The sequence below is a fragment of the Nocardia sp. XZ_19_369 genome (assembly GCF_015355715.1).
GTDB lineage: Bacteria > Actinomycetota > Actinomycetes > Mycobacteriales > Mycobacteriaceae > Nocardia.
The window spans coordinates 419,370-432,422 of the sequence record NZ_JACVED010000001.1 but is presented as its reverse complement, the minus strand read 5'-3'; the positions used below and the strand labels follow the sequence as shown (position 1 = coordinate 432,422).

Below are 13,053 nucleotides of genomic sequence, written 5' to 3'. Positions count from 1 at the left end.
TCATGAACCACGTCACTGTCTGAGTCTGGACTTCTGGCCCGTTATCTGAAAATATCTCTTACCAATATCGGTAACGAGCGGTTACGGGAAGGCACTTCGATGAGCGTGCGCAATGGTGGGCGCGTCGTCGTCCTCGGCGTCATCGCGCTGATGGCGGCGTGGACGGCCCTCGGTTCGGGACAGGCGGAGCCGGGCGAGCAGAGCAGTGTCCGGGTCGAGCCCGCACCCGCGCTGACCCTGCCACCCGAACTCGACGACTTCTACCGGCCCGCCGCGGGCGCGGTCGCCGCGGCGCAACCGGGTGAGATTCTGCGCGCGCGGGCGATCTACCCGGCGTTCATGGGCATCGTGCAGCTGAATGTCGATGCGTGGCAGTTGCTGTATCGCACCACCAACAGTCATGGCGAGCCGATCTCGACGGTCACCACGATCCTGAAGCCGCGCGGGCCCGCGCCCGCCGGCGGATCGAAGCTGCTGTCCTATCAGATCGCCGAGGACAGCGTCGCGCAGTACTGTGCCCCGTCCTATGTCGCCCAATCCGGTGCCATCCCGGTCGATTACGTGAACGCGGCGGAGACGCTCATCCCGATCGCCGCGGGTCTCGGACAGGGCTGGACCGTCGCGATGCCCGACTACCAAGGTCCGAATTCGGCGTACGGCGCCTCGCGCATGAACGCGCAAGCAACGCTCGACGGTATTCGGGCCGCCGAGAATTTCGCCCCGGCGCAGTTGAACGGGCCGCAGACACCGACGGCGCTGTGGGGTTACTCCGGCGGCACGATTCCGTCGGCCTTCGTGCCGGAGATCAAGCAGAGTTACGCGCCCGAACTCAATATTGTCGGTGTCGCGGCAGGCGGTGTCGCGGCGGGCGACTATGCCGAGGTGGTGCGGCACAACAACGGTGGCGTCTATGCGGGCCTCATCTCGGCCGCCATCGTGGGTATTGCCACCGAATATCCGGAGATGCAGCGGGTAATGCGCGAAAAGGTCGATCTGCTCGGGCAATTCGTCATGGCCTCGAAGAAGGTGCTGTGCCATCCGCAAGGCGCGACCCTGTTTCCCGGATTCAATTACTTCGGCAGTTTTCAGGGCGGTGATCCATTGAACCTGCCGGAGATCCGGGAGGCGATCGCGGACAACTCACTCGGACAGCAGCAGCCGACCGTGCCGATCTACTTCTATCACGCACAGCACGACGAGCTCATTCCGATCGCGGGCACCGACGCCATCGTCGATAAATACTGCGCCGGGGGTGCGCCGAGCGTGACATACGTCCGGGAATTCCTCGCCGAACATATCTCCGGCGTTCCCGCGCATCTGCCCGGCGCGTTCTTCTGGCTGAAGGACCGGCTCAACGGTGTCGCCGCACCGGCGGGCTGCTCGATCACCAGTCCGGTGAGCGCCTTCACGGAACCGCAATTCGGGCAGGCACTGTCGGAGATACTGCCGCCGCTGGCCCAAGCCCTCGTCGGATACGCGATCGGCCAGCAGAAGTAGCCGCGGTGCCCCCGGCGCGGACAGATGTCCGTGCCGGGGTGGTGCCGGGGGTGCGGGGTAGCATCGAACGGTGGCACGGCGGGAAGCGGAAGCAAAGGACGGTCGCAGCTACGGCGGGCTGTCTCGGGAGCAGCGGGTCGCCCAGCGGCAGACGCGATTGATCGACGCCGCGCTCGAATTGTTCGGAACCCAGGGTTACGCAGCCACTTCCATCGAGCGTCTGTGCGCGGAAGCCAATGTGTCCACGCGCAGTTTCTATGAAGATATGGGCAGCCGTGAGGCTTTGCTCATCGCGTTGGTCAATCGGATCACCTCGCACGCGGTCGAGCGGGCGCTGGAGGCGCTGGCCGAAACCGTCGGCGAGCCGCTGTCGACCAGGGTGGTGCAGGGTTTCGGCGCTTATCTCGCGGTGACCTGTCAGGATCATCGCTCCGCGCGGGTCTGTTATGTCGAAGTGGTCGGCGTGAGTGCGGCCGTGGAGGAATGGCGCAGGGAGCAGCGGCGCCTGCTTTCCGCGCTCATTATCAGCGAGGCCGAGCGGGCGGTCGAGCGCGGCGAGACCAAACCGAGGCGCTTCGACCTATTCGCGCTCGCGGTGATCGGCGCGGTGAACTCGCTCGCTCAGGAATTGGTCCAGAGCACTCTGCCGGGCGCGGTGATCGGTCTCGACGAAATATGCGAGGAGATCGCGTATTTCGTGAACTCCGGACTCGCTCTCACCTGATCTGAAATCAAGCGGAATCGTCGGGCGATCACACTGGGTGATCATCTGAAAAGATATCTTGCCCAATTGCGGATAATCTCCTACAGTCGAGTCGACCCCCTTACTCGAGGCGGTCGACGATTCTCTGGACGGAGTGTTCATGTCCTCCATCGGAAGTGCCGTTCGGGCGCTGATGGTCAATCTGCATTCGGTGGGCGTGCTGCAACGCGCCGGTGTGCTCGACCTGCTCGCGCCCGCCGACCTGGTGCGCGCCTCCCGCGCCGTCCGGCAGTTCGGCGGCATCGCCGGGCCGGTGCGGATGTCGGCCCGGCGGGAACCCGACCGGGTGGCGGTGATCGACGAACTCGGCTCGCTCACCTACCGGGAATTGGAGGCCCGCGGCAACGCACTGGCCCGCGGCTTCATCTCGCTCGGCCTCGGGCCGGGTGACACCGTCGCCGCGCTCGTCCGGGACCGGCGCGAGTTGGTGGACACCATGCTCGGCGCCGCCAAGATCGGCGCGCGACTGGTATTGCTCAATACCGGATTCGCCGGGCCGCAACTGGCCGATGTCGCGGCACGCGAGAGTGTCGATATCGTGGTGTACGACCAGGAATTCAGTGAGCTGTTGCAGGTGTTGCCGCCGCGGGTCCGGCGAGTGCTCGCGATGCACGACGGCGTCGACGCGGGCGGCGTTGCCACGGTCGACCAATTGATCGCAGGCAACGACCCCGCCGAGCTGGCTCCGCCGCCGCGACAGGGCGGGTTCGTGCTGCTGACCGGCGGGACGACCGGAACACCGAAGGGTGTGCCGCGCGAGATCAAGTCGCCGCTGGCGGCTGCCGCACTACTGGAGCGGATTCCGTTGCGGCGCAACCAAACTCTGGTGCTGGCCGCGCCACTGTTCCACGGCACGGCGCTGAACCAGTTCATCTTGGCACTGTCGCTGGCCTCGACGGTGGTGCTGCGCAGCCGATTCGACGCCGAGGCGACGCTGGCCGCCGTGGCGGATCATCGGGCGCAGGTGCTCGTCCTCGTGCCGACCATGCTGCGCCGGATACTCGACCTAGGCCCGGAAGCCTTGGCCAAGTACCAGACCGACAGTCTGCGTATCGTTTTCAGCGCCGGATCGGCTTTGCCCGCCGCGCTGGGTGACGCCGCCACCCAGGCGTTCGGTGATGTGCTCTACAACTTCTACGGCTCCACCGAGGTCGGCGTCGCCGCCATTGCCACGCCCGAGGATTGGCGTGCGGCGTCCGGGACAGTGGGCCGGCCACCCACGGTGTGCACCGTCCGGCTCTACGACAACGGCGAGCTGGTCACCGAATCGGGCAGGCGCGGCACCATTTACGTGCGCAGCCTGCTGTCGTTCGCGGGGTACTCCGGCGGTGGCAACAAGGACAGCATCGACGGGCTGCTGTCCACCGGCGATGTGGGGCACTGGGATTCGGGCGGGCGGCTGTTCATCGACGGACGCGACGACGACATGATCGTCTCCGGCGGCGAGAATGTTTTTCCCGGCGAGGTCGAGGAGTTGCTGTACGCCCACCCGGCCATTGCGGAGGCGGCCATCGTCGCGGTGCCCGACGAGGAGTTCGGGCAGCGGCTCGCGGCCTTCGTGGTGCGGCAGGCCGGTCACGAGTTGGACGCCGAGGGTGTTCGGGCGCATGTGAAGGCGAATCTGGCCCGGTTCAAGGTGCCGCGGGATGTCACCTTCCTCGATGAACTGCCGCGCACCAGCACTGGAAAACTGCTGCGCCGCGACCTTACGGTCCACTGAGCGATGGGTGATCAATGACGATGACCGTTTATCCGCTGAATCGCGGCGGCACGCGTCGCGGCCGATTCGCCAGGGCCACCTCGATGACGGCCCGGACACTGGTCGTCATCGGTGTACTCACCGTTTCCTCGGTGCTGCCGTTCGCCGGCGCGGAACCGGTGGGCTGGGATGCCCTGCCGACGGCCGACTCCCGTACCGGATTGCCCGAGGGGTGGAATCCGGGTCCGGAGCTGTACGGCGTCGGCGAACAGAAGAACGTCGAGCTGCCGATGGCGGACGGCGTGGTGCTGCGCGCGGACATTCGGTATCCGACGGACGCGTCCGGCGCACCGGCGGTAGGCCCGTTCCCGATCGTGCTGACCCAGACCTCGTACGGCAAGGACAGCGGCGGCTTCCTGCGCCTACTGTCCTACGACGGTCTCGGGCCGCTCCTGCAAAACGCATTGCCGACCGTCATCGACGTGGCCGAACAGGTCAGCGATGCGGCGGGTTACGGCGACTACTTCGTCAAGCGCGGCTATATCAGCGTGATCGTGGACATCCGCGGCACCGGCTCTTCCGGCGGGCAGTGGAGCATCTTGCAGCCACAGGAACGCGAGGACGCCAAGCGGGTGATCCGCTGGGCTGCCGAGTTGCCCAACTCGACCGGTGAGATCGGGCTGTGGGGCCTGTCCTATCTCGGGATGACCGAACTCTTCACCGCCGGTGTGCTGGAACCGGATTCGCCGGTGCGCGCGCTGTTCCCGCTGATGCCGGGCAACCACGCATTCCAGGATCTGCTGAACCACGACGGCTTCTACAACCTCGCCTTCCTGGCCTCCATGCTGCAATTCCCGATCACCGTGCTGCCGCAGCTCGCGCCGATCCTCGGGCTGTATCGGGAGCCGGACAAGCTGACCAGCGTCTTCGTGGATCATCTGCTCGCACACTTCCGGGCGGACGGCACCTGGCATTCGGTGTTCAACGCGCTGCTCGACGGCGACAAGGCTTACAACAGTCCGTACTGGGAGTCGCGCGCGATCGACAATGTGGTGGCGCAGATCGCCGCGAACGACATTCCGACGTACCTGGTCAGCGGCCAGTACGACCTGCTGCAGGACGGTACGCCGCGTACTTTCGCCGGATTGCAGAACGCCTACGCCGGACGCTCGCACCACGGGCCGATGCCCGCGGCCGCACCATCCAGCGGCCGCTTCCAAATGCTCACCGGCCCTTGGTTTCACGTGCAGCCCGGCGTGCAGCGCAATACCGATCTCGATATGCACGCCATCCAACTGGCATGGTTCGACCGGTGGCTGAAGAACGATCGCAACGGCATCGACGAGACGAAGACGCCGCTGCACGCGATCGACGTCAACGGCAAGGTAATCGAGAGCGCAACGTATCCGATGCGTGAAACGCCAACGCAGAACCTCTATTTGGCGGAAGGCGGCCGACTGACGCCGGAACGTCCTGCGGCTGCGGCGGGTTCGGACCGGGTGACGTTCACTCCGGCCAACGGCGGCACCCTCTGCAACTCCTCGTTCTCCCGCAACTTCTCCGGCGTCTACCAGCTGCTCGCCACCATGGCCGGCGTCGACGACCCCTGCGGACAATTCCCGGCGCATCCGGATGTTCCTGGGCTGCTGGACAATCCGCACTACAGCACCGAGCCGTTCGCCGAGCCGACCGTGCTCGGCGGGCCGATCGGCGCCACCCTCTTCGCCAGTTCGAGCACCCCGGCCTCGGCCTTCAGCGTGACCGTGCAGGACATCGCGCCGGACGGCACCGCCATCGCCCTGACCGACGGGCAACTCGCCGGGAACTTCCGCGCGCTGGACGAGGATCGGACGTGGCGGGCGGTGGACGGGAGCGTGCTCGGCGCGTTCCATCCCGGCACCCGCGAATCCATGCTGCCGGTGGTCCCGGGACAGGTGACCGAGTATCACGTGAAGATCCGCCCGGCCTTCCACGTCTTCCAGGCCGGGCACCGGTTGCAGGTGACGATCGGCTCCGGTGACGCGCCGACCCATATCCTCAACCCGAAGGACTATCCGGCGCTGCTGGGTGGCGTATACGACATCCAGCGCACCGAAGGATCGGCCTCGTTCCTCACGATTCCGCTGGCCACGGCCGCCGCCGGGCACCGCTGAGACGGCACCCGGCTTGGCATTGCGGTACCGGAATCTCTACGTTCGGCGGCGTGCCTGTGATCAGATTGTTCGCGTGCCACGAAAAACAGCAGGTCGGTGTGTTCGAATGCCGCAGGGCGGTATGAGATGACCGGACCGACCGACCGACCACAGCGCTGGAACCGGCTGCTCGAACTGCTCGCCGACTCCGGCAGGCTCTCGGTGGAGGAAGCCGCCGAACGCCTCGGCGTCTCCTCGGCGACCGTGCGGCGCGACTTCACCGCGCTCGCCGAACAGCAGCTGGCGACCAGAACGCACGGCGGTGTCGTCGCGACCTCGGTCGCCTACGACCTGCCCGCCCGCTACCGCCAGACCGGCGGCGAGGCCAAGCAGCGGATCGCGGAACACGCTGCGTCACTGGTGGATCCGCGCGCGGTCATCGCGATGAACGGCGGCACCACGACCACCGCGGTGGCCAGGGCCCTGGCCGGGCGCACCGACCTGGGCATGACCGGCGACGAGCAACTGACCCTGGTCACCAATGCGCTGAATATCGCGGGTGAGATGGTGCTGCGCCCGCACATGCGCACCGTCGTGCTCGGCGGCGTGGCCCGGCGCGAGTCCTACGAACTGCACGGCCCGCTGGCCGAACGTGCCCTCGCCGAGCTGCGCTTGGACGAGCTGATCCTCGGCGTGAACGCCATCTCCGCCGAGGGCGGCGCACAGTGCAGGCACATCGATGAGGCCGGTGTCACTACCGAGATGGTGCGCCGCTCCCGACACGTCATGGTGGTGGCCACCGCCGACAAGCTGGAGCGCACCGCCCTGGCCCGTATCTGCAGCATCGAGCAGGTGCACGCGCTGGTCACCGACACCGACGCGGACCCGTCGGCGGTAGCGGCGATCCGCGCGACCGGGGTGCGGGTCGACGTGGTGTAGCCGCGCCGCCGTGTTTGAACGCGGTGGCGCCGGGCATGCACGAGGCCATGACCACTGAACCCGGTACCAACCGTCCCGACGACACCGAGGTGGACCGCGACGACGTCGACCAGCCGGATGCGACCGACGACGCCGCCGCTACCAGGGAAGACCAGGCCGCGAACATGGACTACGAGGGTGACACGCCCAACTAGTAGTTGCTGACTTCCAGGTCGAACAGCCCGGCAAGCCATGGATGGCTTGCCGGGCTGTGCTGCTTTCAACCAGGTTCAGCAACCACGTCCACCCATTGACTGGGTCATGGCGTCTCATTAACCTGAGTGGGACAGCACGTCCCATATGAACGTTCAGGCAAGGTGAGCCCGCTATGGCCGATGTCGATTCCACTGCTGCCGAAGTCGATTCCACGTTGCACCCGCCCCGCTGGGCGCCGACCTTCATTCGATGGCACAGCACGCCGGTGAGCTGGTGGGAGTCGGTGCGGTTGTCGCTGGGGATCCTGCCCCGGGTGCGCGATCACACGGTGCTGGACTATGTGACCAATTTCCCCGGGCAGGACGACGTGATCGTGGCCAGGGTGCCGTTCGCGAAGTTCGTCATCGTGCGCAGTCCCGAGTTGGCGCGGCATGTGCTGGTGACCAATCAGAACAACTACACCAAGAGCCCCGACTACGACATGCTCGCGGTCGCGTTCGGGCGCGGACTGGTGACCGATCTGAACGACGAACTGTGGCAGCGCAATCGGCGGCTGGTGCAGCCGATCTTCGCCAAGCGCAACGTCGATGGGTTCGCCCCGATCATGGTCGAGGCGGCCAGGGACGCGGTGGCGCGGATCCGACAGCTGTCCGCGAGCGACGGTGTGATCGACGTCAACGCCGAAATGAACCGGCTCACTTTGGATGTCACGTCGCGCACGATGTTCGGCACCGACATCACCGGCCCGATGTCGGAGGTGGTGCTCTATCGGCTGCTGCGGTTCTTCGGCCGTGGCTTCATGACGAATCTGAGTCATCCCCTGCACCACGTCGCGACCTGGCTGCACCGGCATTCCCGCCATCGGGACGACGCCGGGAACTCGCGGCTGCCGATGCGGATCATGCGGGCGGCGGGCTGGGTGGTCGAGCCGCGCACCATGCGCGACCTGCGCCACGCCGAGCGCGTGGTGGACGGCTTGATCGCCGACCATCGCGCAGGCCGGATCACCCGCAAGGACAACCTGCTCGCCGCGCTGATCGACGCCTCGGATCCGGAGACCGGGTACCAGTACACCGATCAGGAGATCCACGACGAGCTGATGACCTTCGTCGGCGCGGGCATGGAAACCACCGCGACCGCGCTGACCTGGGTGTGGCAGCTGCTGTCCGAGCACCCCGAGGCCCGTGAGCGACTACGCGAGGAGGTGCGTTCGGTGCTCGGCTCGCGCCCGGCCACTGCCGCCGACCTCGATCGGCTGCCGTGGACGCAGGCCGTGGTCGCCGAGACCATGCGGGTGTTGCCGCCGGTGGTCGGGCTGGCCAGAACGGCGAAAGAGCCGGACGCACTGGGTGGTTACCTGATCGAACCGGGCACCACGGTGATCACCTTGATCCACGGGTCGCACCACAATCAGCGCGTGTGGGAGCGTCCGGAGGAGTTCGATCCGAGCCGGTATCTGCCGGAAAACGTAGCGCGCGAACACAAACGGGCCACCATGCCGTTCGGTGCGGGCAAAAGAATGTGTGTCGCTTCGGGATTCGCGAACATGGAGGCCGCGCTGGTCGTCGCCACCTTCGCTCAGCAGCTGCAGTTCGACGCGGTGTCGGATCAGCGCGTGCGGCGGCAGATCTCGTTCACCGGTGGTCCGGACGGACCGCTGCTGATGCGGCCCCGGTTCCTGCCGGAACTGGAGCGCGCGGACACCGCCGTATAGTCGATAACCGTGAAACCCGCCCACATGCGTAGCCATCGCAGGCGCTCGGGCGGACAGCGCTGGGACGAACACAACTCGACCAGGCAGGCGCAGATCCTGGCGGCGGCCGTCGCGTTGATCGAGGAGCACGGCCCCACCGCCGAGGTATCCATCCAGCAGATCGCCGAGCGGGCCGGACTGGCGCGCTCGGTGGTCTACCGGCAGTTCGACAATCGGGAAGACCTGGACGCCCGGGTGCGCGAATACATCCTGGACCACTACGTGGCCGAGGTGGAGGCGCTGTTCGTGCTCGACCCGACCAAGACCGCGGAGGAGCTGTTCCACGAGATCATGCGCCGGGTGGTGAGCTGGGCGGCCGAACATCCCAATCTGTATCAGTTCGGCCAGAACGGTCCGGTGCACGGGCATGCGGCGGGGGAGACCAGCCTGACCATCGGCAGGCACCGGGTGGCCGAGTCACTGTGGCAACAGTTCTCGTCGTGGACGACCATGCTCGCCATCGACGTGGCGCCGTACCGCCCGCTCGTCTACGGGCTGGTCGGCCTGGTGGAGGGCATCGTCACGCAGTACATCGGCACCCCGCCCGGCGCCGAGCGCCCCGACCAGGAAACCATCGCCCGCATGCTCACCTCCTCCGCCTGGCACCTCTTCGCGGGCCACGCCGCCGACCGCGGCTACCACTTCGACCGGTCCGCCAATATCGCGGAAACCCTCGCCGAGCTCTTCGCCGACGCTGCGACACAAAAAGACTGAAGTCACCCGGCGCTCAGGAGCTCACTGGGTAAGCGGTAATCCGAAGAGCGGGAACAGGTCCCGGTTGAGGAAGACGGTGATGCGCTCGATCGACGAGTCTTTCGTGCCCAGCACGTGAATGGAATGTGCTTGGTAGACGCCGGTTTCGTCGATCAGGTAGTAGGCGACGGCCGGCTGGGTATTGGCGGCCGTGGGAATCGCCCGCCAAGCCTGCTTGCCCCGGCCCACCTTGTCCGCGAAGAACTCCAGCACCTGGGCCCGTCCCGCGAACCACACCAGGGCGGGCGGCATTTCGAAGACGACGTCGTCGAGCAGCAGCTTACTGAGCCCCGCCATATCGCTGTCGCCGAACGCGGCGACATAGCGGTCGATCACCGCTCGTTCGGCGGGGCTGAGGGATTCGGACATCTGATCGATCATCGGCGCGACCTTGTCGAGCTGGGTGCGCGCGCGTTGCAGCGCGCTGTTGACGGCGGCAGGGGAGGTGTCGAGCAGATCGGCGACCTCGGCGGCGGACCAGGCCAGCACATCGCGCAGGATCAGCACGGCCCGCTGCCTTGCGGGCAGATATTGCAGTGCGGCGACGAAAGCCAGCCGGATACCGCTGCGGGCCGCGACCACCGTGGCCGGGTCATCGGCCGAATTGCCGAGCAGCCCATCGGGAATCGGCTCCAGCCAGGGCAGTTCCGGGTGTCGTTCCGGGCGCATCCGCACGGTCTCAGCGGGACCACCGAGATCGACCGGTAAGGCTCGTCGGCCGCGCTGCTCCAGCGCGGTCAGACAGGCGTTGGTCGCGATGCGATACAGCCAGGTGCGCAGCGAGGCGCGCTCGGGGTCGAACCGGTCGGCCGCGCGCCAGGCCCGCAGCATCGTCTCCTGCACCAGATCCTCGGCGTCGTGGATCGAGCCGAGCATGCGGTAGCAGTGCGCGAGCAGCTCGGGGCGGTGCACCATCGCTCTGGCGGTGAAATCCGCGCTGACCGTCATGGGTGGACAACCTACTGCGCCGGAGCGGGTTCGGCTGCTGGTCATGCGCTGGTTCCCGACATGTCCGCGGACCTCGGCGCGGATCCGGTCACCTCCGTAGTGACCGGGGTACCTGCGGGAATGAGCGCACCGACCGCCGCCCCCACGAGTGCCAGCAGGGCCGCCGTCCCCATGGCGGCGGCGAATCCCGCACTGAACGCCCCGGCCGAGTCGAGTCCGCCGACCGCCGCGAACACCGCGGTGGGCAGCGCGACGCCGAACGCGAAACCGAGTTGGCGCATCGTATTGAAGGTGCCCGACGCGGCACCGACCGCCGCCATCGGCACCGCACGCAGCACCGCGCTCTGTGCGGCGGGAATCGTCATCGAGACGCCGATCCCCGACAGCACGAACGGCGCGACCAGGGCGGCATAGGGCAGCGCGGGATCGGCGATCAGCGTGATCCAGCAGTAGCCTGCCGCCTGCATCGACAGCCCGAGCACGATCAGCGGCCGCTCACCGAATCGGTTGACCTGGCGTCCGGCGATCGGCGCCACCACGAACAGCGTCACCGTCCACGGCGCCAAGCGCAGACCGGCGCCGAGCGGATCGGCGCGCAGCACGATCTGCAGGAACTGCGCGAAGAAGAACGCGCCGGTCGCGATCGAGGCGGAAAGCAGGAATCCCACCACGTTTCCGGCGGCGAAGGCCCGCGACGCGAAGAAGCGCATCGGCATCATCGGGGCGTCGGTGCGCAGCTCCCACCGGACGAAGCCGACGGTCGCCAGCGCGCCCACACCGAACGCCAGCACCATTTCGGCACTCGCCCAACCGGTTTCGTTGCCGCGCAGCAGTCCCCACACCAAGCCGAACGCGCCGGCGCTGACGAGCAGAATGCCCAGCAGGTCCACTTTTCGCGCCTGGCCGAAGCTCTCCTCGAGCCTGGTGCACAGCAACGGAATCAGCACGACGGCGATCGGAATGTTGAGCCAGAAGATCCACTGCCACGCCAATCCCTGCACCACCGCGCCACCCACGAGCGGGCCGCCCGCGGTCGCCAATCCCGTGACGGCAGCGAACAATCCGAGCGCCTTGCTCCGCTGCTCCGGCGGGAAGGCGGCCGACAGCAGCGCGGTCGCCGTCGGCATGACCGCCGCGGCGCCGACACCCTGCACCGCCCGCGCGGCGATCAACCACTCCAGACTCGGCGCCAGCGCACACGCCGCCGACGCCAGCCCGAACAGGCCTAGTCCGATGGCGAGCACCCGTCTGCGGCCGTATCGGTCACCGAGCGCCGCGCCCGCCATCAGCAGCACCGCGAAACTCAGCATGTACGCGTTGATCGTCCATTCCAGCTCGGCGATCGACGCGTGCAGCTCCCGCTGGAGGGCGGGCAGGGCGGTGGTGACCACCAGCGCGTCCAGCACCGTCATCAGCGCGGCCACCGAGGTCACCGCGAGCACCCAGCGCTGTCGAACAGTCATCGTCATGGCGAAAAGTCCTCCTCCGAAGGTTTCGCCAGTACCTACCGGTGCGGGGCCGCCGATTCATCGGAGGAAGTCGAACTTTTTTTCTAGGGGGTCGTGGCCAGCGGCACCGCGGCGGGCGGGAGCACCGGGCGGATGCTGCGCATCCAGACGACGAAACCCCAGGCCACGAAGCCCGCATAGACGAAATAGAGGGTGGCCGAGGGGTAATACCCCGCCTTCACCAGCAGGGGGATGCCGACGATGTCGACGGCGATCCAGATGAGCCAGAACTCGGCCAGCCCGCGGGCCATGCCGTAGGTGGCCAGCACCGAGCCGGTGAAGATCCAGGCCTCGGCCCACGGACCGTATGAGCCGATGACGGCGAAGAGCTGAGCGAACGCGGCGGTGCCGAGCAGCATGGCGGCGACCAGGACGAGACGTTCGCGGTTGCTCGCCCAGCGCGGCTCGACGCCGCGGTGTTCGAGACCGGTCTCGTTGGCGTGCCGGTGCCAGCTCCACCAGCCGTAGACGCTGACCGCGATGAACATCAGCTGCCGCCCGGCCTGGCCCGCCATGTTCAACTGCTGCGGAGTGTTGAAGACGCCGCCGACGAAAACGGTGAACAACAGCGCGTTCCCGCCGATACCGATCGGCCAGGCCCAGACGCGACGGCGCATGCCACCGATGGCGGAGGCGAGGCCGAAACCGTTACCGATCACCTCGCGCCAAAGGATCTCCGAGCCTGCGATGTGCAGCTTGGCGTCGAGCAGCGTGATGATCGGGTTCACCTGTGGTGCAACCAGCGCACGGACCGATGTCATCCATCGGCGCGATATCGGCTCGCGGCGATCGAAAACGCGTCGGCGCGTAACGACGGCGAAATCTGGGGTGCCGATTCGCAATATCGGCGCAATGGCTCGCTTCTA

The 13,053-nt window shown here is 67.1% G+C and carries 11 protein-coding genes; 8 read left to right on the top strand and 3 right to left on the bottom strand.

All coding sequences use genetic code 11. The annotated features are described in order from the left end of the window. Nucleotides 1–99: 99 nt before the first annotated feature. From IBX18_RS02015 to IBX18_RS01980, 8 genes are all read left to right on the top strand, one after another. Nucleotides 100–1,497: a lipase family protein gene (locus IBX18_RS02015; RefSeq protein ID WP_194832063.1), complete on the top strand. Its 1,398-nt coding sequence runs from the start codon at nt 100–102 to the stop codon at nt 1,495–1,497. 70 nt (nt 1,498–1,567) lie between these two features. Continuing rightward, nucleotides 1,568–2,221 carry a TetR/AcrR family transcriptional regulator gene (locus IBX18_RS02010; protein ID WP_194832062.1) on the top strand — a complete coding sequence of 218 codons (654 nt, stop codon included), beginning with the start codon at nt 1,568–1,570 and terminating at the stop codon, nt 2,219–2,221. A 139-nt stretch (nt 2,222–2,360) separates the two neighbouring features. Further along, complete coding sequence (locus IBX18_RS02005) at nt 2,361–3,980, top strand: AMP-binding protein (RefSeq protein WP_228540257.1); 1,620 nt, start codon at nt 2,361–2,363, stop codon at nt 3,978–3,980. A 14-nt stretch (nt 3,981–3,994) separates the two neighbouring features. Continuing rightward, the gene (locus IBX18_RS02000; RefSeq protein WP_194832060.1) at nt 3,995–6,112 is read left to right on the top strand and encodes a CocE/NonD family hydrolase; all 2,118 of its coding nucleotides are present in this window, start codon (nt 3,995–3,997) and stop codon (nt 6,110–6,112) included. Nucleotides 6,113–6,238: 126 nt separating this feature from the next. Beyond that, nucleotides 6,239–7,030, top strand: coding sequence for a DeoR/GlpR family DNA-binding transcription regulator (locus IBX18_RS01995; protein WP_194832059.1), 792 nt, complete (start codon nt 6,239–6,241; stop codon nt 7,028–7,030). A 47-nt stretch (nt 7,031–7,077) separates the two neighbouring features. Next, nucleotides 7,078–7,224, top strand: coding sequence for a hypothetical protein (locus IBX18_RS01990; RefSeq protein WP_194832058.1), 147 nt, complete (start codon nt 7,078–7,080; stop codon nt 7,222–7,224). Nucleotides 7,225–7,397: 173 nt separating this feature from the next. Beyond that, nucleotides 7,398–8,939, top strand: a complete 1,542-nt coding sequence (locus IBX18_RS01985) for a cytochrome P450 (RefSeq protein ID WP_194832057.1) — start codon at nt 7,398–7,400, stop codon at nt 8,937–8,939. A gap of 9 nt (nt 8,940–8,948) precedes the next feature. Continuing rightward, nucleotides 8,949–9,692, top strand: a complete 744-nt coding sequence (locus tag IBX18_RS01980) for a TetR/AcrR family transcriptional regulator (protein WP_194832056.1) — start codon at nt 8,949–8,951, stop codon at nt 9,690–9,692. Nucleotides 9,693–9,713: 21 nt separating this feature from the next. Here IBX18_RS01980 and IBX18_RS01975 read toward each other — a convergent pair whose 3' ends face one another. The 3 genes from IBX18_RS01975 to pnuC form a co-directional block, all read right to left on the bottom strand. Further along, nucleotides 9,714–10,679, bottom strand: coding sequence for a sigma-70 family RNA polymerase sigma factor (locus tag IBX18_RS01975; protein WP_194832055.1), 966 nt, complete (start codon nt 10,677–10,679; stop codon nt 9,714–9,716). A gap of 41 nt (nt 10,680–10,720) precedes the next feature. Next, nucleotides 10,721–12,148: a DHA2 family efflux MFS transporter permease subunit gene (locus tag IBX18_RS01970; RefSeq protein WP_228540256.1), complete on the bottom strand. Its 1,428-nt coding sequence runs from the start codon at nt 12,146–12,148 to the stop codon at nt 10,721–10,723. Nucleotides 12,149–12,231: 83 nt separating this feature from the next. Continuing rightward, nucleotides 12,232–12,948 (bottom strand): nicotinamide riboside transporter PnuC, encoded by a 717-nt coding sequence (pnuC, locus tag IBX18_RS01965; RefSeq protein WP_228540255.1) that lies wholly within the window; start codon nt 12,946–12,948, stop codon nt 12,232–12,234. Nucleotides 12,949–13,053: the final 105 nt, after the last annotated feature.

Coding starts and splice junctions, on each gene's coding strand:
- pnuC (WP_228540255.1), bottom strand. CDS start 12,948: ATGACATCGGTCCGTGCGCTGGTTGCACCACAGGTGAACCCGATCATC.
- IBX18_RS02000 (WP_194832060.1), top strand. CDS start 3,995: ATGACGATGACCGTTTATCCGCTGAATCGCGGCGGCACGCGTCGCGGC.
- IBX18_RS01975 (WP_194832055.1), bottom strand. CDS start 10,679: ATGACGGTCAGCGCGGATTTCACCGCCAGAGCGATGGTGCACCGCCCC.
- IBX18_RS01985 (WP_194832057.1), top strand. CDS start 7,398: ATGGCCGATGTCGATTCCACTGCTGCCGAAGTCGATTCCACGTTGCAC.
- IBX18_RS01990 (WP_194832058.1), top strand. CDS start 7,078: ATGACCACTGAACCCGGTACCAACCGTCCCGACGACACCGAGGTGGAC.
- IBX18_RS02015 (WP_194832063.1), top strand. CDS start 100: ATGAGCGTGCGCAATGGTGGGCGCGTCGTCGTCCTCGGCGTCATCGCG.
- IBX18_RS01995 (WP_194832059.1), top strand. CDS start 6,239: ATGACCGGACCGACCGACCGACCACAGCGCTGGAACCGGCTGCTCGAA.
- IBX18_RS02005 (WP_228540257.1), top strand. CDS start 2,361: ATGTCCTCCATCGGAAGTGCCGTTCGGGCGCTGATGGTCAATCTGCAT.
- IBX18_RS01970 (WP_228540256.1), bottom strand. CDS start 12,148: ATGACGATGACTGTTCGACAGCGCTGGGTGCTCGCGGTGACCTCGGTG.